Origin of the sequence: Nocardia sp. NPDC049190 (assembly GCF_040648115.1) — a bacterium.
Taxonomy (GTDB): Bacteria; Actinomycetota; Actinomycetes; order Mycobacteriales; family Mycobacteriaceae; genus Nocardia.
The window spans coordinates 20,349-39,617 of the sequence record NZ_JBEZDE010000037.1; the positions used below are offsets into that span (position 1 = coordinate 20,349).

A 19,269-nucleotide genomic window follows, 5' to 3' on the forward strand; every position below is an offset into this window, starting at 1 on the left:
AACGTCGTGGCTCGAACCAGGCTCGCCTGTGTCGACTGCGAACCCCTTCCGGCGACCGAAGTGCACCGCACAACACTGCAGCCGCTCGCCCGCTACCGCCAGAAAGGCCGTTCGCACAATTCGCTTTCCCGCGCCGGTAGCGTTCCTGCGTCACGGAAGTGGTCATGGCTGACCCATGTTGCGTGGTGCGGGTCGTCACCTGACGGTCGCCGGTCGGCCGACCTGCGTCGGCGGTACCACCGAGGCCGATATCTCCTCGGCGAAGTGGCAAGCTACGGTCCGGTCCAGGCCGGAGTCGAGCGGGCGCGGCACCGGCTGCTCCTCGGCGCACCGCTGCTGGGCGAACCTGCAGCGGGTGTGGAATCGGCAGCCGGTGGGCGGATTGGTCGGGCTGGGCGGGTCACCGGCGAGCATGATCCGATCAGCCAGCCGGCGTCGGCTACGGTCCACTACCGGTGCGGCCGACAGCAGCGCCCGGGTGTACGGGTGGGCTGGATCCTCGTACACCGTGGTCGTGTCGCCGATCTCGGCGAGCCGGCCCAGGTACATCACCGCGGTCCGGTCCGCCACATGCCGGACCACCGACAGGTCGTGGGCGATGAACAGCAGCGCGATGCCCATCCGCCGTTGCAGGTCGCGCAGCAGGTTGACCACCTGCGCCTGGACCGACATGTCCAGCGCGGAGACCGGCTCGTCGCAGACCAGCACCTCGGGATCGAGCGCGAGTGCCCGGGCGATGCCGATCCGCTGGCGTTGCCCGCCGGAGAACTGGTGCGGATAGCGGTGCATCAGTTCGGGCGCCAGATTGACCAGGCTGAGCAGTTCGGCGACCTTGTCCCGGCGGGCCGCGCCGCCGGACACCCGCTGGTGCACCACCAGCGGTTCGGAGATCAGGTCGAGCACGCTCATCCGGGGGTCCAGCGAGGTGTACGGGTCCTGAAAGACCATCTGCACCTGCCGGCGCAGCAGCCGCCGGTCGCGCCCCCGGACCCGGGTGACGTCCCTACCGTGGATCTCGATGCTGCCGGAGTCCGGCCTTTCCAGGCCGACCAGCATTCGGGCCAGCGTGGACTTGCCGCAGCCGGATTCGCCGACAATGCCCAACGACTCACCGGCGTGCAGCCGCAGGGTCACCCCGTCCACCGCGCTGACCCGGGACCGGCGCAGACCGGACCGGCCGGTGCTGTACGTCTTGTGCAGGTCTCGGGCGTCGAGCACCAGGTCACCCGGTGACGTGGGCATGGCGGACCTCCTCGGTTCGGTGACAAGCCGCGGTCCGGCCGGCGGAGACGACGGTCAGCTCGGGACGTTCGGTCCGGCAGCGGTCGATGACCATCGCGCACCGGGGATGGAATGGGCAGCCGGCCGGTTGATGCGCCGGGCTGGGTGGGCTGCCCGGGATGGCGTACAGGTCCTGGCCACGCTGCTCGACCTGGGGCACCGAGCGAAGCAGCGCCTCGGTGTAGGGGTGGGCCGGCTGGCTCAGCAGATCGTCGGCGCCGCCCGCCTCCACCACCCGACCGGCGTACATCACCATCACCCGGTCGGCCACCTCGGAGACCACTCCGAGATCGTGGGTGATCAGCAGTACCGCCATGTTCAGTTCGCGGCGCAGCTTGTTCAGCAAGTCCAGGATCTGGGCCTGGACGGTCACGTCGAGTGCGGTGGTCGGCTCGTCGGCGATCACCAGTTCGGGGCGGAGTGCGATCGCCATCGCGATCAGGATGCGTTGCCGCATGCCGCCGGAGAACTGGTGTGGGTAGTCGTCGACCCGGCTCGCCGGGGCCGGAATGCCGACCTCACCGAGCAACTCGATAACGGCCGACCGGGCCTGCCGGCGGGAGGCGTTCCGGTGTTCGCGGAACAACTCGCCGAGCTGGTCTCCGATGGACAGCACCGGGTTCAGCGCGGAGAGCGCATCCTGGAAGACCATGCTCATCCGGTTGCCCTGGATCTCCCGGCGTTGCCGGTCGGGCAGCGCGAGCAGATCGGTGCCGCCGAGCTGGATCCGGTCGGCGGCGACCGTGGCGTTGCGGGCGGAGAGTCCCATCATCGCCCGGGCGGCGGCCGACTTGCCCGAGCCGGATTCGCCGAGCAGCCCCACCAGTTCACCCGGGGCAACATCGAGGTCGACGCCGACGACCGCCGGTACCGGCCCGCGACGGGTACCGAAAGTGACCGAAAGGCCGCGGATATGCAACGCGGAGTCGGGAGGGTCACCCATGTGTTTCCTTCTGGTAAATAATTCGGGCGTTTCTGCCCGTAGATCACACATCTAGCACCTCTGGTGCCGATTTCTCTTTTGCATCTTGACTTCTGCACCGGATTATTGCAAGCCTTGCATGGGTCACCCCGCTGCTGGTACCACCGGCGGCGGCGACAACATTGCGACATCACCGGGTGCCGAAATGGATGACACCAAGAATCACCAAAATGTTGACGTCGCGCTACTGCCGACAGGGAGCATCAATGCTTGAGAGCGCAAAGCGATACACCGGCTACACCGCCTACGACTATCTGGAACCGGGCAAGGACTACAAGGTCTTCAAGTACGCCGAACAGATCAGCCGGGTGCCCGCCTACCAGGGCCTGGAACTGTCGGACAGCCAGCGGATGCGAACCGTTCGGCTGCTCACCGACGAGATCGTGATCTCCCTGCACGACCATGTCCAGATTTTCCCGGAGGACATGGGCCAGCTCCGCGAGCACATCCGGCAGGGCCGGGAACCAACCGGATACCAGGGCCTGGCCCGTTCCGGCATGACCGCGGTCTTCGACAACGGGATGGACGGCACGTGCTGCATCTCCAGCGACGCCGGCTGGAAATACCAGGACGTGCTCTTCGATCTCGGCGTCCGGATGGCCGACCTGGCCCATCAGGACTACGTCATCAAGGCGGAGTCGCTCGAGGACATCTACTACGCGCACGAGACCGGCCGGCTGGCCCACGTCTTCGCGCTGGAGGCGGCCACCCCGATCGAGAACGAGGTGGACCGGCTCGACGTGCTGTACGGCTTCGGCGTACGGCAGATCGGCATCGCCTACTCCGAGTCCAACTACCTCGGCAGCGGGCTCAAGGAGCGGGGCGACGGCGGCCTGACCTACTTCGGCGAGCGGGCCGTGGAACGGATGAACAAGCTCGGCTTCGCCATCGATATCTCGCATTCCGGTGACCGCACCGCGCTGGACGTCATCAACTACTCCAAGAAGCCGGTTCTGATCACCCACTGCGGTTCCCGTGAGGTGTGGCCGACCAACCGGATGAAGCCGGACGCCCTGATCAAGGCGTGTGCCGAGCGCGGCGGCGTGATCGGGATCGAGGCGGCACCGCACACCACCCTGTCCGCAGCGCACCCGAGCCACTCGCTCGAGTCGGTGATGGACCACTTCACGCACCTCGTCGACAAGATCGGCATCGACCACGTGACGTTCGGTCCGGATACCCTCTTCGGTGACCACGTCGGTCTGCACAACGCGTTCTCCAGCAACCTGTCCATCGCTCAGGCGCACGGTCACGTCGAACACCCGAAGGTGGAGTACGTCGACGGCCTGGAGAACCCCGCCGAGTGCTTCTACAACATCATCGGATGGCTGGTCAGCCACGGCTACTCGGACGACGAGATCCGTAAGGTCGTCGGCGGTAACACCCTCCGTGTCCTCGAGGAGGTCTGGGTCTAAATGCGTGTTCGTCTTCCCCTCGTCGCGGTCGCCGCCCTCGTCGTGGCGTCCGCGGTCGCCGCCTGCGGCCCGTCCGCCCCGTCGAACTCGGCCAGCGGCAGCGACGCCGTACTGACCATCGCGACCACCACCGATGTGGTCAACTTCAACCCGTTGGTCGGCAACAGCCGGACCGACAACTGGATCACCAGCCTGATGTATCCGCGGTTGCTCACCATCGACGCCAACGGCGCCAAGCAGCCATCCCTGGCCAAGTCGTTCGGCTACAGCGACCCGAGCACCGGGTTCTACGAACTTCGCGACGACATGAAGTGGAGCGACGGCAAGCCGGTCACCGCCAGCGATGTCGCCTACACCATCAACGCCATCCTGAAGGACAAGCCGGCCGGCAACACCACCTACGGCCAACTGGTCAACGTCGACTCCGCCTCGGCGCCGTCGCCGACCCGGGTCGAGTTGACGCTCAAGACCCCGGACTCGACCGTGGTCAGCGAGGCCGGGTTCTGGATGAACGTGGTCCCGCAGCACGTCTTCGAGCCGGCCGGCAGCGTGGCCACGTTCGCCAACAACAGCAACTGGGTCAGCGCCGGCCCGTACAAGTTGACCAGCTTCGCCAAGGGGCAGAGTTACACCCTGGAGCGGGTTACCCCGTACCCGTTCGCTCCGAACAACACCCCGACGGCGTCGAAGATCGTGTACCGGGTCTACCCGGACGTCAACACCGAGATCCTCGCGCTGAAGAACGGCGACGTTGACCTGATCGCCAACGCGTTGCCGCCGGCGCAGGTGAAGAACCTGCAGGCAGCCAGCGGGATCAAAGTCGAGGAGGTGCCGGGCCTCGGGTACGCGCACATGGCGTACAACATGACCCGCAAGCCCCTGGACAACCTCATGGTCCGGCAGGCCCTGGCACACGCGGTGGACTACAACGCGATCCGTTCGGTGGTGCTCCAGGGTCAAGCGGTCAGCACCGGCTCCAGCCCGATCCCGCCCGTGCTGAAGAACTTTGCCGACCCGTCGCTGCAGGAGTACAGCTTCGACCCCGACCTGTCGAAACAACTGCTCGCCGAGGCCGGCTACGGACCCGGCAAGACCCTCGCGCTGACGATGATCTACTCCTTGCAGGACGCGGTCACCTCCCAGTGGGCGACCATGGTCAAGGACGACGCGGCCAAGGCCGGCATCACCATCAACCTGCAGGGTATGGACCGCAATACGTACCTGGCCAGGACGGCAGCCGGTGACTACGACATCTACGCGGGCAACTTCGCCATCATGGATGACCCGACCACCAACATGGCGCTGGCCTTCCTGCCCGAGGGCGCGATCAATTACGGAAAGGTCGACGACCCAGTGCTGAGCGCATTGATCATTAATGCACAGACGACCACCGACCAGGTCGAGCAGAAGCGGTTGATCCAGCAGGCCGCGAAACTGGTGCACGACAACGTCTACGACAACGTCATGTACATGCAGAACCTGTACAGCGCGCACAGCGACAAGTGGTCCGGGTTCGTGATCAAGCCCAGTGAACTGCTCTCCCTGGTGGATCCGCAGTCGCTGGCCAACGTGACGAAGAGCTGACGCCGATGCCCCAGGTTGTCCGATTCGCGGTGCGCAGGCTGGGCAGGGGAGTATTGACCCTGTGGTTCGCGGCCACGGTTACCTTCCTCCTGCTCCGGCTGCTGCCGGGTGACCCCGCGCTGGCGGTAGCCAGTCCGAATATGACGCCGGAAGCGCGCCAGATCCTGCTGCAGCAGTACGGTCTGGACCAGCCGCTGCTCGCCCAGTACGGCAAGTATCTGTGGCAGTTGCTGCACGGCAACCTGGGGATCTCGTTCACTCAGCAGATCTCGGTCACGGATGTGCTCATGGGGCGCCTGCCGTGGACCCTGCTGTTGACCATCACGTCACTGCTGGTGACGGTCGCCGTCGGCATCCCGCTCGGGGTGATTGCGGCGACCCGCCCGCACGGCGTGCTGGACCGACTGGTCCAGGTCGGCGGGGTGACCGGCCAGTCGCTGTTCGTCCCGAGCGTGGGCATCTCCCTGCTGTTCGTGTTCGGGCTGCAGTTTCACTGGTTACCTATCGGTGGCGCCTACAGTCCCGGGGTCTACGGCGCGGCGTGGTACGGCGACGTCCTAGCGCACCTGATCTTGCCCTGTTTCAGCTTGGTTCTGGTGCAGCTCGGCTCGTACGTACTGACCCTGCGCTCCACCCTGATCGGATCACTCGGCGAGGACTACTGCGTACTGGCCCGGGCCAAGGGACTGCCGAACCGGAAAGTGGTCTGGAAACACGGGCTGCGCAACGCGCTGCTGCCCACCACCACGCTGGTCGGGCTGCAGCTGGGCTTCCTGGTCGGCGGGGCGGTGCTGACCGAGACCGTCTTCGCCTACCCGGGGATCGGTCGGGGCATCTACGAGGCGGTCACCCAGCTCGACTTCCCGGTCCTCCAGGGCGCGTTCGTACTGCTCGCCGCCGCCGTGGTGGTCGCCAACGTGCTGACCGACCTGGCGTATGGCCTGCTCGACCCGAGAGTGAGAACCACATGACCGCCACCGGTGTCACCGCCGAGCCGCTGGAGACGTTCGCCACCGACCAAGTGTCCGCCGCCGGGGCCACCTGGTCGGCCTTTCGACGCAACCCGATCGGTCTGATCGCGGCCGGGATCCTGGCCCTGCTGCTGATCGTCGGCGTCTGCGCGCCGCTGATAGCGGACTTCCCGTCCGGGTACGGCGACCAGGTGCTGCACCCGCCCTCCGGCGCACACTGGTTCGGTACGGACAACCTCGGCCGAGACATCTTCGCCGAGGTGGTCTGGGGGACCAGGATCAGCATCGTGGTCGCTGCGCTGTCCTCCGCGCTGGCGATCATGCTCGGCGTGCTGATCGCGGTGCTCGGCGCCTACTTCCCGAAAGCCGACACGATGATCGGCACCGTGGTCGACCTCTGCCTGTCGCTGCCGGTGCTGCCGCTGATGATCCTGGTCGCGGCGCTGGCCGGCCCGAGTCTGGTCACCGTCGTGCTGGTCATCGCGTTCTTCTCCTGGCCCGAGGTGACCCGGGTGGTCCGTTCCCAGGCGTTGTCGGAAGTCCAACTGCCGTACATGGACGCGGCCCGGCTCACCGGCGGGTCGCCCGTCTGGATCATCCGTAAGCATCTGCTGCCCGCGGTCGCCCCAGTGATCGTGGTCTCCGTGGTATTGACCGCCTCCCGGGCCGTACTCTCCGCGGCCGGCCTGGCCTTCCTCGGCCTCGGCGACCCGACCAGCTGGTCCTGGGGACGGATCCTCTACGAGGCACAGCAGTCCGGGGCGATGTCCAGCGCCTGGTGGACCACTCTGTTCCCGTCGCTGGCCATGCTCGCCCTGGTGGTGTCGGCGACCTTGATTTCGATCGCGTACAACGACGCCCGCAATCCTCGTACCCGGGAGGACTAGTCCATGCTGGACACTCAACGGCTGCCCACCACCTTCTACACCGCTCTGCAAGACGACCTCCGTGGCGAGTTGACCCGGCTGGGCTTGGACGCGATACTCGCCGACGATCCGTCGGATGTCGCCTACCTGACCGGGTTCTTCCACCACCCCGGCGAGCGGCCGGTGGCGGTGCTGCTCCCGGTCAACGGGAGCACCCGGCTGCTCCTGCCTGAACTGGAGCGGGAGCACGCCGAGGCGCAGCACACCATGGCCGAGCTGGTCGCCTACCCGGAGTTCCCCGGGCTCCACCCACCGTTCACCTACCTCGATCGGGTGGCTGGCCGGATCGGCTACGCGGGCAGCATGAGTGTGGACCGGTTGGCCGAGGTGACCACGGCCTTCCCGGGCGCCACCCTGGTCCGTACCGACCTGCTCACCCGGACCCGGCTACGCAAGCGACCGGAGGAGATCGCCCTGCATACCGAGGCGGCCCGGATCACCGACCTGATGTTGGCCGCCGGCCGCACCCTGATCGAGGATGCGCTGGCCGCCGGCGGTGACCTACCCAGCGAGGCCGAGCTGGCCGGCCACATCACCGGGGTCGGCACCCACACGATGTACGCCGAGCACGCCGACGTGGTGGTGGTCTCGCCGCTGGCCGGCGGGTTGGTCTACGCCGGGCCGAACAGCGCCCGCCCGCACGCGCTGCCCTCGGGTTACCGGCTGCGCCCTGGCGACGTGTTCATGCTCTCCCTCGGCTGCGCGGTCGGCGGCCGGTTCGTCGAGGGGGAGCGCACGTTCATCCTCGGCGAGCCCACCGCCGAGCAACGCCGCTACTACGAGGCGGTAAGGCAGGCCCAGCAGATCGGCGGCGAGGCGCTGCGCCCCGGCGTGCCCTGCGCCCAGGCGAACAAGGAGTGCCTGGACGTGATCCGGACCGCCGGACTGGCGGAATTTCTGCGCCACCGGCAGGGCCACGGCATCGGCCTAGGCATGCACGAGCCACCGTGGCTCTCCGACGGCGACGACACCCCGCTGGCCGTCGGCATGATCGTCTCCAACGAGCCGGGCATCTACGTGCCGGGCCACGGGGGCTACCGCATCTCCGATTCGATGCTGATCACGGAGGACGGCGCCCGACCGTTCACCGCGTACCCCCGCTCCCTCGACGACGTCGTCGTCGCGCTCTAGGAAGCTCTAGGAAGAAGGAAGTTCTGTGCGGCTCACCATCAACGGCAACGAACTCGAGGTCGAGGTCTTCGGCCCGGATGACGCCCCGGTCATGATCACCCATCACGGTGCGCCGGGCCTTGGTTCGCGGTCCGAACCGCGCGCCACTTTCAGCCCGTTCGCGGACACCTTCCGAGTGATCACTTTCGACGCCCGCGGATCCGGCGTCAGCGAGGGGCGGCCGCCGTTCAGCCATGAGCAGTGGGTGGCCGACGTGGACGCGCTGCGCGAATGGGCCGGGGTGGACAGGTTCGTCATGGCCGGCGGCTCGTACGGCGGGTTCATCTCGATGGAGTACGCGATCCGTCACCCGGAGCGGGTGCGTGCGCTCGTCCTGCGCGACACCTCGGCCGACCACGAGAATGACAAGGCGGCCCGCCACAACGCCGAGACCTCAACTCGGGTCACCATCGACTTGGCCAAGCTAGACCGAATCAACACCGGACAGACCCGCGACGACGAGGACCTGCGCGACTGCTGGCGAGAAATTCTGCCGCTCTATGACCACGTGTACGACCCGGCAAAGGTGGCCGAGCGGGTCGAGGCAACGCCGTACCGGTACCAGACGCACAACCACGCGTTCGCGGTCAACATGCCGAACTACGACATCAAGCCGCTGCTGTCCCGGATCACCTGCCCGACCCTCGTCACCGTCGGCCGACATGACTGGATCACGCCGGTGGCGAGCAGTGAGATCATCGCATCCCTGATTCCGGACGCTAGGCTCGTCGTGTTCGAAAAGTCCGGGCACTCACCGCAGATCGAGGAGGCAGAGCAGTGGCGACAGGTGGTGCGAGACTTCCTTCACGAGGTCGGCGCCGATGACTAGTACCGACCACCTGGGCGACCTCGATCGGCGGATCATCGCCGCGTTGCAGGGCGACGGTCGAGCCAGCTGGACGGAGATCGCGGAACTCTCCGGCAGTTCGGTCGCGACCGTGGCTCGCCGCGGCCAGCAGTTGCTACGCGACGGGGTGGTCCGGGTCGCGGTGGTCCCCAGCACCCACCACGCCGGAGCGGATCTGTTCGTCCTCCGGATCACCTGCGCGCCAGGCACCCAGATGGAGGTGCTGACCGAGTTGGTCCAGCACACCAATCTGCGTTTCCTCGGCCTGGTGACCGGCGCGTACGACATCCTGGCCGAGCTGAATCTGCCTCGCGAGGAGTCGCTGCAGGGCCGGATCGTCGAGGGAATCCTGGCCATCAAGGGCGTGCTGCGTTGCGACACCGACCTGACCCTGCACGTGTACAAAGTGGCGCACGACTGGAGCCGGCAACTGCTCAGTGACGTCCCGCCGGAGCAGGTGGCGGAGGCGCACCAGTGCGATCCCAGCCACTTCGATTCGGCGGACCGTCAGATTGTCGAGCTGATGCGCGAGGACGGCCGCTCCAGCTTCCGGACCGTGGCTGCCGAGGTGGGGCTCAACGAGAGCACCGTCCGCCGTCGGTTCGAGACGCTCCTGAGCCGCGGCTGCATCCTGGTAACCACGCTGGTCCCGGCGCCAGCGCTGGGATTCGAGTCGGAGATCATCCTCAGCATCACGGTCTCACCCCCGTTCCTCGACTCGGTGGCGCGCACCCTCTCCCGCTACCGGGGCGTGCGGTACGTCGCCGCGATGCTGAGCAGCAACGCGTTGATGTGCGAGTTGATCCTGCCGAGCACGCAGGATCTGTTCGATTTCACCACCAACACGCTCGGCCGGCTGGAAGGGGTGCAGGGCTGGACCGCGAGTGTGGTGCTGCTCGTCCTCCGCCGTGGGTTCGTCGAGACGCCTTGGTGGAGGGAGAGTCTCGAGGGCACCCAACTGTGAGCGACGTCGACAGTGAAATTGAACTGTCGACTCTTCTTGCCGCTGTCTCGTCGCGGAGATCGCCGAGCAACTTGTCCGCAATAGCGCGCAGCTCGTTCGTTGATGTCTCGGATCGCGGGGCGGTTCTCGCGTTCCGCAATTCGCGTGCGCGACCCAGCCGCCGACACCGCCGTTGAGCGTGGATCATGCCCGATCCGACCCGATCGACAATCACCACACGCCCGGCATGATGTGGGCGCGATCAGTCCCTGCGCCGCTGCGCTTTGCCTCACCTCGACCGAAGAGAACTCCTGCATTCCACGCTATTCAATTCGATCAATGATGTGACAAATCATACAGTACCGATCGGTTTGGTTGCCCGATCGGCTGGCTGTCGGATAGTCTCTCGATTGTTTTCCGGCACACATCGTCTTCCCGGCGTACCTATTCCACATATGATTCCACCGATTTTGATCTCTTTCATTGTTTGAAACAACTCGTAGAAGCCCGGCAGGTTCGACCTGCAGATAGCTCACCGGTCGCCTCGGGCTGCACCGTGGAGGTATCAATCGAGCATGCGTCAGATATCACGAGCCGGTATGATCGCGGCTGCGGCGGCAGCGATATTTTTATCGGTGAACATCCCGGCGATCGCGGAAAACGACCTGATAGGTCGAGCGCATACCGAGATCGATGAGGGGCAGTTTCTGCCCGATCCGACCGGAGATCCCTATCTCGATCAGAAATTCCCTGTGACGAATGCGATGCCGAACGGCACCATTCTTTCGTCTCGTCCGATTAATGCCGATATCAGTGTCCCGCTCCCCGACAACGGCGATGTCCGAGCATGGCAGGCGTGGTACAAGACCACTGCGGGCGACGGCTCCCCGTCCGCCACCATCGTCACCGTGCTGAAGCCGGCGCGCTGGAACGGTGGGATCATCGCCAACAACTTCGCGATCGACGGTCTCGGCGTGCGGTGTAATCCGTCCTATCAGATGACCCACGGCGACTTCACCGAGATTCCTCCGGTCGGCCCAACCCTGTTGAGCCGGGGATACGCCCTGGTGATCAGCGATTACGAGGGCCCGCGGATGGCCTACGCACACGGCCCGACCGAGGGGCGCGCCGTCCTGGACGGAATTCGCGCGGCACTGCGCCTGTCGGCTGCGAATCTGTCGGGCCCGGTTGCGCTGCTGGGTTACAGCGGCGGCGGTATCGCCACGGTGTGGGCGGCGCAACTCGCGCCGACATACGCACCGGACCTGCATCTGATCGGCGCCGCGCCCGGCGGCGCGCCGACCGACCTGGACCAACTGCGAGGGCCGATGGACGGAAAATTCGCCGCCAGTGGCTTCTATCTGTTCGGCGCGCTCGGCCTGGCGCGTGCCACCCCCGGCGCGCTACAGCAGTTGAACCCGATCGGCGCCGAGCTGGCCAGGCAATTCAGGAATTCTTGCGTATACACCGCGATGGCCGCGGGCGCCGTACCCATAAAACTGACCGCCCTTACCGACGGCTCGCTCTACAAAACCGATCTCGCCGATCGGATCTTCCAGGACACCACGCCAGGACAATTGACACCGAACATCCCGATCTTCTTCTGGCACGGCGCGGAGGATGAATTCATACCGATCAGCGGCGTCGAGAAACTCTCCGCCGAATGGGCGGCCAGAGGCGTGAACAGCACAGTCGACGTTCTCCACTGCGGCGAGCATGTGACCTGCGCCATGGCGCCTGAGGGCATGCAGGCCATCGACCGATGGATGGCTGCGGCTGGTATCTCTACGACCCGATAGCGCAGCGCGCACAGCCTCTGGACCGGATGACACCACCCGGCCTCGCCGCGGCGAGTTGCTCGGCGAACGGAGTACTCGGGTCGATACGCTTCACGGCTGCGAGCAGCTGAGAACCGCTCGATACGCGGTGTCGGTTCAGCGTTGGGCCACACCGCGCCCTCGACGTAGTCGACGATCTTGTCCCATCACGATGGTGTCCCCGAATCACCGCCATACAGGTTGGGGATCTCGGGACGTTTCATTCACTCCCACAACCCCGGTGGACACGAATATCATCGGGGGCGCCACCGATGACCTGGAGCTGGTTGGCGTTGGTCGAGCCATCCAGCCGGTAGCAGAATCATCCGTATTCAGCGGGGTTCCAGGTACGGGTCGGCTTGTTGGTGATGATGAACCGCAATGCCTTGATCATGATGTCACCTCCTTCCTGGAGCTCGGTCGGGCGTGGACAGGGCTTGTGGGGGTACGCCGCAGGGTGAACGGCCTGGGGGTCGCGGCATTGGTCACGATCGGGCGGGTATCACCGCCGCCGATGACCCGCAGGGAGGTGTTCTCGATGAGGGTGGTGGCTGCATCGGTGACCAGATCGTGGGCGACCGCGGCGCCGGCACAGGTGAAGGGGCCGTAACTGAAGGGCACAAATGGGCCGTGTTCGCTCGGTCGAATCCAGCGGTCGGGTTGGAATGCCCCTGGCCTGGTCCAGTGCTTGTTGTCGTGATGGAGCAGATAGGGGCTGACGGACAGCAAGTCGCCGGTCTGGAAGGCGATCCTCCCGAATTCCGCGGGACAGGGGACGGGACGACTGACCATCCAGGAGACCGGCCGGTGCCGCAGGGCCTCACGTACCACCCAGTCGACGGGCCAAGGCCATGGTGAGCCGGGAGAGTGGAGACTGCCCAGCAGCACCGACCACGCGAGCGAGTAGCCCAGCGGTCCCACAATGGACCGGAACATCAGCACATACAGCTGCGCCACCGTTGTATCGGCGACGCCGTCCGGACAGGCACCGATCACGGCATCGAGCAGATCCCGTGGTTCGGCGTCCGCAGTGCGGCCGGTGGCGCTGCGCCGGTCTCGGATCTGCTCGTCCAGCGCGGTGGACAGCTTGGCGCGCAGCAGCTGCGCCCGCGCCCGCTGCGCCATTCGGGCCGGGCGAAGCGCCCCCACACGCGCATTTCGCTCCAGTAGCTGCCGCAACTCGGGAGAACCATCGGGGTGCAGCAACACGTCCGCGGTGCACCGATACACCAGCTCGACCCCCGCCGCGGGCCAGCGGGTGACGGAGGGCATTTCGATTACCGCCGCCGCCAGGGACTCGCGATACGCGGGCGTATGCGTCCGCAGCATCGCGCGCACCGCGCGGCCGAAATCGACCTGAGCAGACCGCGAAGGCAGCATAGAACCGAAGAAACCGGACTTCCCCGTATTGAAAGCGCGGTCACTCAACACCGTCAGCGCTAGACCCGTATCTCCGACACACCACCCGCCCCACGGCAGCCCGAACACCTCTACCGGGCTGGTCCGGCGCAGATTCTCGAGGAAACCCAACGGATCACGCCGGAACCGGCGCATCTCTGCAAAACCCATCGGACGGTCCTCTCATCGAGAGGGTGAGCAATTCATCAGATGTTTTCGAGCGGATCTATCCACTGGCTGTGCGTACAAACGCAGATCAAGCATAGTCTCGAGTAATTTCGCAAGCGAGGCCGTAGAGGTCGACCGCGAGGCGAGTACCCCGGCACCGCCGGGGCCTGTCGAACACCGTGCAAGCAGTGATATCGGCCCACGATCACCCGCGACCGCTGGCAACCGGTCATTGAGGTCTAACCGGTGCCAACCCGATCCGCCTCGGCGAGAGTTCCCGTCGCCAGGCGCGCGTACATGAACATGTCGCGGCGTCGATTGCCGACCTTCTGCCACGATCTGAGGAGCCCTTCGCATTCGAAACCGGCGCTCTCCGCAGTGCGGATCGAAGCGCGGTTCCACGGTTCCACATAGAGCTGGAGCCGTGGGATATGCAGCTCTTCCAGCGCCCAGGTAGCCATTGCCGCCAGAGCATGCGCGGCGATGCCATGGCCGCGAGCAGAGCGGACCACCCAGTAGCCGAGTGATGCGCGGCCTTCGTCGATATCCTTCAACCACAGGCCGATACTTCCCACTGGTGTGTTGTCCCGCCGCCGGACGATCACCATCGGGTATCCGGCTCGATCGGTCGCTCGTTGCCACTGGCGTTCGACAAACCGCGTTGCGGCCTCGCGCGTGAAGGGCGCCGACACCGTGGTCATAGGAATCAGGTCGTCGGCATAGGCTTCCCTGACAAGCTCGAGGTCTGCCGCGGACAACGACCATGGACGGAGTTCCAAGTCTGCGGTGGCTCTCAGACGCGGTATTTGCAGAGCATCGTCCATGGTCAGCCTCCCCACAATATGCACAGGATATCGGCCCGGTGTCACCACCATTACCACTTCCATTTCCGAGTACCGCAGGCACACGCCGACCCCCGCAATTCGATCGCCTCCGGCCGGCATCGACCGGTTCACCGCGCGATAGAGGACGCGGCGGGCAGGGCCAGGTGGCTGTGTTCGGTGACGCCGGGGCGGCTGTCTTGGGGCGGGTATCACGATCAACCCGCCGGTGATCCGCCACCACAGCGGGTCACTGGGCCGCCATTCCGAGGCCGTCAGGACGGCCTTGTCGACCGGCGCCCTTTGGTGTCGACTGGGCGGATGCTGTGCACCACCGTTCGCTGCGGCGGGTAGCTCGACGTTCCCCAGCGGCGTTCCCGGCGTGCCGGGAACCGTCCGTCATTACCGGTGACGGTGAGTTCAGAGAACGACGGAATGACGGGCAAGAGTGCCGTCATCGGTCAGGTTCACCCCGCCGGGGGCAAGGGCAACGACGAGCCAATGAACATCAATCACCTACAGCGGCGTCCTTCTGTTCGCTGGACGAACGGACCCAATCATCTACGATTGGGCCGGTCATGCAGCTACGGGTGCTCGGTCCGCTAGAGGTCGAGTCGACACAGGCGGACCGGTCGACCTCGGCGGCCCCCGCCAACGCGCTGTGCTCGCGCTACTGCTGGCGGCCCGAGGCGAGGTGGTCTCCGTCAGTCGGATGGTCGAGGAACTGTGGTGGGGCGACGCGCCGACGCGGGCGGTCGTCTCCCTCCAGGTGTACGTCTCGCACCCGCGCCGCGTGCTGGAGCCGGCACGCGAGCGCCGCGCACCGGCGCGAGTACTGGTCACCGTGGCACGCGGTTACGCGCTCCGGATGCCCGCCGACGCCGTCGACGCCGGTCGGTTCGAGACGCTACTGGCCGAGGCACGCGCGGTCAGCTCCACCGATCCGGGGCGCGCACGCGTGCTGCTGCGCAGCGGGCTCGATTTGTGGCGTGGTCCCGCGTACGCCGAGTTCGTCGGAGAGCCGTGGGCGCAGCCAGAGATGATGCGGCTGGAGGAACTGCGGCTCGGCGCCAGGGAGCCGCTGCTCGACGTCACCGTGCGCGGCGGCGATGCGGCCGAGGCGGTAGCGGATGGACGCCGCTGCGGCCCACAAACCGGTCGCCGTGGTCCTCGACGACCTGCACGCCGCGGACGCCGAGACGCTGCTCCTGTTGAACAGCGTCACCGACATGACTGTTGGCGCCGTGCTGTTCGTCGCGGCGCCGCGGCCCGCCGACAACCGGGAGCGGCTCGCTGATACGATGGCCGTCCTAGCCCGCCGGTCACCCCACCGGATCCAGCTGGGCGGTCTGACCACGTCCGAGGTCGAACGGCTGCTCGGGGCGTTGGCCCGGACCACGGTCGATCCGGACACGGTGGCCGCACTGGCCGAGCGGACTGGCGGCAACCCGTTCTATGTCCGGGAGTCGGCTCGGCTGCTCGCCGCCGAGGGCACCCTCGTCGCCACTTCCGACGTACCAGAAGGCGTACGTGACGTGCTGCGCCGCCGGCTCCTCCGCCTGCCGTCGGCGACGGTCTCGGTGTTGCGGCTCACCGCGACGGTCGGGCGGGAGGCGGACGTCCGGACGCTTGTCGACGCCGCCGGCACCGACGAGGACACCGTTCTCCAGGCGCTGGAGGCGGGGCTGACCGCCGGCCTGCTCATCGAACCGGCGCCGGGGCGGGTGCGGTTCGTGCACGGCCTGGTCCGCGACACCATCTACGCCGACCTGCCACAGCTTCGTCGGACCCGCCTGCACGCCCAGATCGCCGCCGCCACCCGTCGGATGAGTCCCGACGACTACCCGGCCCTGGCCCACCACTACACCCGCGCCGCGTCGGCCGATACCGCACCGCTCGCCGTCGACTACGCCGTCCGCGCCGCCGAACTGGCCGAGCGGCGGTACGCGTACGACACCGCGATCGAGCTGCTCAGCAACGCCGTCGACGCCGCCGCGACGGTACCTGGGGATCGCGACGCGCTGCGGGTCGACCTGCTCGGTCGGCTGTTGCGCGCCCAGGCTCGGGCTGGTGCCGTGGCAGCCGCCCAGCAGACCCGCACCCGGGCGATCGACGTCGCCACCACGTTGGGCCGGGACGACCTGCTGATCACAGCGTTCACCGCGTGGACCGTCCCCACCCCGTGGCTGACGCACGAGTACGGCGTCGTGGACCACCTGGTCGTCGAGTTGCTCACCCGGCTGCTGCGTGTCGGCGACCTGGAGCCGGTGACCCGCTGCCGTCTGCTCGACGCACTCGCCGCCGAGCTGGACGGCGAATCGGACCCGCGCGGTGCGGCGGCCGGGCTGGAGGCGCTGGCGATCTCCCAGCGGCTGGACGATCCCGAGCTGCGTGCCCTCGGGTTGGCCGCCCGGATCCGCACCATGAGCTATGAGCTGGAGGCACCGCAGCGCCGGGAGCTGGCCCTGGAGCTGCGCGGCCTCGCCGACGAGCACGGGCTGGTGACCTACCGCTGGGTCGCCGAGCAGGTGCTCGGCCACGCCGCCGCCGCGCTCAACGAGCCAGACGAGTTACGCGACAGTGTCGCCCGGCAGGGGTGGCTAGCCGAGACATACCAGCTGAACGAGGCCCAGGTGATCCACCTGTGCTCACTGGGCGCACTCGCGCACATCTTCGGCGATTTCGTCACCGCGCGGCGGCACTACGATGAGGTTGCCGAGCAGATGCGGCGACAGGGTTCGCTGCATGTCGAGGCTTTCCACTATTTCGCCGTGGCGACCCTGCTGATCAGCCAGCGGCGTTTCGGTGAGCACCTGGAACCGACCCGACGGGTGCGCCCGTTGTTGGGGCCGATCGTGGACGACCTGCTGGCACTGGCGCTGATCGAGAGCGGCCGGGTGGACGAGGCCCGGGCGATGCCGATCGGGGCGGCACACCTACCACCCCGACTACTTCGAGTCGTCGCTGCTGAGCGTACGGGCGATGGTCATCGTGGCAGTGGGTCGACCGGACCTGGCCCAGCCCGTGATCGACGCGCTGCTCCCGGTACATGATCAACTGGCTGGTTTCTCCACGACCGCAGCCGTGGTGCGGCCGGTCGCGCTGACGCTCGGGGAGCTGTTCCGGCTCCTGGGCCAAACCGAGGAGGCGGCGTGGCATTTCACGCTGGCGGCCACGGTGGCCCGTCGGTGGGGGTCGCCGCACTGGCTGGCCGAGGCGACGGCGGCGCTGCCCGACTGACTCGTCCCGGTTACCGGATTCCAAGCCGCTTCCAAGCGACATCACACATGATCGACGTGTTCGACCACTTAAGCCGCCGGAAAGGTCACCGTGAACCAGAACCACCAGAACCACCAGGAAGCCATGGCGGACGTCCGCGACATGTACATGGTGCACATCATGTTCCGTCGCGAGTTCGGCCTGCTTCCGCAGCTCGTCCGCGACGTGCAGCAGGGTGACGTGAAGCGCGCGGAGGTCGTCGGCGCCCACGCCGCGCTCATGTGCCAGCATCTGCACCTGCACCACGAGGGCGAGGACCTGTTCCTGTGGCCGCCGCTCGCCGAGCGCGGTGGCGCGGAGGCGGCCACCATCGTCCCCACCATGCAAGCGCAGCACCACGCCATCGACACGCCTACGAGGCGGTGGTCGCCATGCTCCCCGAGTGGCGCCGCACGACGCACGACGGAAAAGGACTGGCTGACGCCCTGGAGCGTCTGCGCGCCGTGGCGACCGAGCACATGGCACTGGAGGAGGCCGAGATCCTGCCGCTGGCGACGAAGTACGTCACCGTGGCAGAGTGGGCGAAGCTCGGTGAGCACAGTTTGGCCGACACCCCGAAGAAGGACCTGCCGCTGAGCTTCGGCATGGCGATGTACGAGGGGGACCCTCAGGTGATCAAGGCGGTGCTCGCGCACGCCCCCGGCCCGGCTGCTCATGCCGATCATCGCGCCCCGGAACTTCGCCAGTTACTCGAAGCGGGTCCACGGTGTCGCCACGCCGCCGCGCGTGAGCGCCACGGTCCGTTGATCGACGTCGACGGTCGACTGGCAGCGTTCGATGCTCGGCGGATCTGTTCAGTTGACGGTGTGACCTCGGGTGTGGCTGCAGTGCACGCCGCCGTGCCCGGCTTTGTGGCGTTGAACATCGTCTCTGCTACATGGCCAAGTCCGTGAGGTCCTGATGCGCTCCGTCGGACGTGTTGGAGGGCGTGTCCACGCGTCCGGTCTCGGAAACAGCAGCGGATCGAGTCTGAGTCGGCGGTGCCAGTGTCGCTGCGATTGGCTGAGCGGGCGAGTGCGAGTAGCGCGACGGTGGACTAACTAAGCCATGGAGCCCTCGATGATCAGTGGCCATAGCCCCACGCCTCGTCGGGGGGTACACCGGCCGTGATCGCCAGCAACCGCAGGGCGGTGAACGACAGCCAGAACGCGCCGTCGGCGATGAGCGCGGTCATCGCTCGCGATCAGGTGGGTAGCCCGTGCTGCTGCGTGCGCACGCAGGAGCACTGCTACTCCGTGGACGGCGGCCAGCAATGCCAGTGGTGGGATGATCGCGACGGCAGCGGCGACTGCGGGTAGCGCGGTGTCGTGCAGGAGGGCTTGGGTTGCGTTGCCGGTGATGCTGACTGTGGCGGTTGCGGCCGTTCGGTGAGGTCTTACATCACCACTACCGCCAGTGACGCTCGAGCGCGTATTCGCCTCCCCAGCGCCCTCAGATCGGAAAGAACGCCGATCCCGAACGCTGTCATCAGGCACCCACCCCCGCCGAGCTACACGTCGCCAACCTTATGTACGCCCAACCGCGAGTGCCGTTGCAGTATCAGCGTGCTGTAGGAACCCAGGGCGGGCTGACTTGTGAACCGTCCATCGCCCTTGCGGTCGACTTGCCCGTGAGATGTCTGCCCGCCCGGTCTCAGTTCACAGTCCGACTGAGAAGTGGTGCTGTGG

15 protein-coding genes and 1 pseudogene are annotated in these 19,269 nt (G+C 66.8%); 12 read left to right on the plus strand and 4 right to left on the minus strand.

The annotated features are described in order from the left end of the window. Positions 1 to 195: 195 nt before the first annotated feature. Both AB0B25_RS25845 and AB0B25_RS25850 read right to left on the minus strand, forming a co-directional pair. Entirely contained in the window at positions 196 to 1,242 is a 1,047-nt protein-coding gene (locus AB0B25_RS25845) for an oligopeptide/dipeptide ABC transporter ATP-binding protein (protein WP_357184394.1), read from the minus strand. Further along, a complete protein-coding gene (locus AB0B25_RS25850; protein WP_357184397.1) occupies positions 1,223 to 2,224 on the minus strand; it encodes an ABC transporter ATP-binding protein in 1,002 nt (333 codons plus the stop codon). The genes AB0B25_RS25845 and AB0B25_RS25850 overlap by 20 nt, the downstream gene beginning before the upstream one ends. A gap of 245 nt (positions 2,225 to 2,469) precedes the next feature. On the opposite strand from AB0B25_RS25850, the gene AB0B25_RS25855 reads away from it, so the two are divergent. The 8 genes from AB0B25_RS25855 (at position 2,470) to AB0B25_RS25890 (ending at position 11,918) form a co-directional block, all read left to right on the plus strand. After that, entirely contained in the window at positions 2,470 to 3,678 is a 1,209-nt protein-coding gene (locus AB0B25_RS25855) for a membrane dipeptidase (protein ID WP_357184400.1), read from the plus strand. Next, positions 3,679 to 5,262: an ABC transporter substrate-binding protein gene (locus AB0B25_RS25860; RefSeq protein ID WP_357184403.1), complete on the plus strand. Its 1,584-nt coding sequence runs from the start codon at positions 3,679 to 3,681 to the stop codon at positions 5,260 to 5,262. A 5-nt stretch (positions 5,263 to 5,267) separates the two neighbouring features. Further along, a complete protein-coding gene (locus tag AB0B25_RS25865) occupies positions 5,268 to 6,233 on the plus strand; it encodes an ABC transporter permease (protein WP_357184406.1) in 966 nt (321 codons plus the stop codon). Then, positions 6,230 to 7,120 (plus strand): ABC transporter permease, encoded by an 891-nt coding sequence (locus AB0B25_RS25870; RefSeq protein WP_357184409.1) that lies wholly within the window; start codon positions 6,230 to 6,232, stop codon positions 7,118 to 7,120. Before AB0B25_RS25865 ends, AB0B25_RS25870 begins: the two co-directional genes overlap by 4 nt. Before the next feature lie 3 nt (positions 7,121 to 7,123). After that, a complete protein-coding gene (locus tag AB0B25_RS25875; protein WP_357184412.1) occupies positions 7,124 to 8,290 on the plus strand; it encodes a Xaa-Pro peptidase family protein in 1,167 nt (388 codons plus the stop codon). A 25-nt stretch (positions 8,291 to 8,315) separates the two neighbouring features. Continuing rightward, positions 8,316 to 9,158, plus strand: coding sequence for an alpha/beta hydrolase (locus AB0B25_RS25880; protein WP_357184415.1), 843 nt, complete (start codon positions 8,316 to 8,318; stop codon positions 9,156 to 9,158). Next, entirely contained in the window at positions 9,151 to 10,140 is a 990-nt protein-coding gene (locus tag AB0B25_RS25885; RefSeq protein WP_357184418.1) for an Lrp/AsnC family transcriptional regulator, read from the plus strand. The genes AB0B25_RS25880 and AB0B25_RS25885 overlap by 8 nt, the downstream gene beginning before the upstream one ends. 578 nt (positions 10,141 to 10,718) lie before the next feature. Continuing rightward, entirely contained in the window at positions 10,719 to 11,918 is a 1,200-nt protein-coding gene (locus AB0B25_RS25890; RefSeq protein WP_357184421.1) for a lipase family protein, read from the plus strand. A 408-nt stretch (positions 11,919 to 12,326) separates the two neighbouring features. Here the strand turns inward: AB0B25_RS25890 and AB0B25_RS25895 are convergent, their stop codons facing one another. Beyond that, a complete protein-coding gene (locus AB0B25_RS25895; RefSeq protein ID WP_357184423.1) occupies positions 12,327 to 13,505 on the minus strand; it encodes a cytochrome P450 in 1,179 nt (392 codons plus the stop codon). Between the two features lie 236 nt (positions 13,506 to 13,741). Further along, the gene (locus tag AB0B25_RS25900; protein ID WP_357184426.1) at positions 13,742 to 14,377 is read right to left on the minus strand and encodes a GNAT family N-acetyltransferase; all 636 of its coding nucleotides are present in this window, start codon (positions 14,375 to 14,377) and stop codon (positions 13,742 to 13,744) included. A gap of 607 nt (positions 14,378 to 14,984) precedes the next feature. Here AB0B25_RS25900 and AB0B25_RS25905 point away from each other — a divergent pair. From AB0B25_RS25905 to AB0B25_RS25920, 4 genes and pseudogenes are all read left to right on the plus strand, one after another. Beyond that, entirely contained in the window at positions 14,985 to 15,620 is a 636-nt protein-coding gene (locus tag AB0B25_RS25905; protein ID WP_357184429.1) for a BTAD domain-containing putative transcriptional regulator, read from the plus strand. A 1,727-nt stretch (positions 15,621 to 17,347) separates the two neighbouring features. Beyond that, entirely contained in the window at positions 17,348 to 17,563 is a 216-nt protein-coding gene (locus AB0B25_RS25910) for a hypothetical protein (protein WP_357184433.1), read from the plus strand. 147 nt (positions 17,564 to 17,710) lie between these two features. Further along, positions 17,711 to 17,950, plus strand: a pseudogene (locus AB0B25_RS25915) (hemerythrin domain-containing protein); the annotation flags it as partial. A 23-nt stretch (positions 17,951 to 17,973) separates the two neighbouring features. Then, positions 17,974 to 18,495, plus strand: coding sequence for a hypothetical protein (locus AB0B25_RS25920; RefSeq protein WP_357184469.1), 522 nt, complete (start codon positions 17,974 to 17,976; stop codon positions 18,493 to 18,495). The last annotated feature ends 774 nt before the right edge of the window (positions 18,496 to 19,269 follow it).

What these genes read in the sequence shown, in the direction of transcription:
- AB0B25_RS25845 (WP_357184394.1), bottom strand. Translation starts at nt 1,242, where the DNA reads ATGCCCACGTCACCGGGTGACCTGGTGCTCGACGCCCGAGACCTGCAC.
- AB0B25_RS25850 (WP_357184397.1), bottom strand. Translation starts at nt 2,224, where the DNA reads ATGGGTGACCCTCCCGACTCCGCGTTGCATATCCGCGGCCTTTCGGTC.
- AB0B25_RS25855 (WP_357184400.1), top strand. Translation starts at nt 2,470, where the DNA reads ATGCTTGAGAGCGCAAAGCGATACACCGGCTACACCGCCTACGACTAT.
- AB0B25_RS25860 (WP_357184403.1), top strand. Translation starts at nt 3,679, where the DNA reads ATGCGTGTTCGTCTTCCCCTCGTCGCGGTCGCCGCCCTCGTCGTGGCG.
- AB0B25_RS25865 (WP_357184406.1), top strand. Translation starts at nt 5,268, where the DNA reads ATGCCCCAGGTTGTCCGATTCGCGGTGCGCAGGCTGGGCAGGGGAGTA.
- AB0B25_RS25870 (WP_357184409.1), top strand. Translation starts at nt 6,230, where the DNA reads ATGACCGCCACCGGTGTCACCGCCGAGCCGCTGGAGACGTTCGCCACC.
- AB0B25_RS25875 (WP_357184412.1), top strand. Translation starts at nt 7,124, where the DNA reads ATGCTGGACACTCAACGGCTGCCCACCACCTTCTACACCGCTCTGCAA.
- AB0B25_RS25885 (WP_357184418.1), top strand. Translation starts at nt 9,151, where the DNA reads ATGACTAGTACCGACCACCTGGGCGACCTCGATCGGCGGATCATCGCC.
- AB0B25_RS25890 (WP_357184421.1), top strand. Translation starts at nt 10,719, where the DNA reads ATGATCGCGGCTGCGGCGGCAGCGATATTTTTATCGGTGAACATCCCG.
- AB0B25_RS25895 (WP_357184423.1), bottom strand. Translation starts at nt 13,505, where the DNA reads ATGGGTTTTGCAGAGATGCGCCGGTTCCGGCGTGATCCGTTGGGTTTC.
- AB0B25_RS25900 (WP_357184426.1), bottom strand. Translation starts at nt 14,377, where the DNA reads ATGGTGGTGACACCGGGCCGATATCCTGTGCATATTGTGGGGAGGCTG.
- AB0B25_RS25920 (WP_357184469.1), top strand. Translation starts at nt 17,974, where the DNA reads ATGCTCCCCGAGTGGCGCCGCACGACGCACGACGGAAAAGGACTGGCT.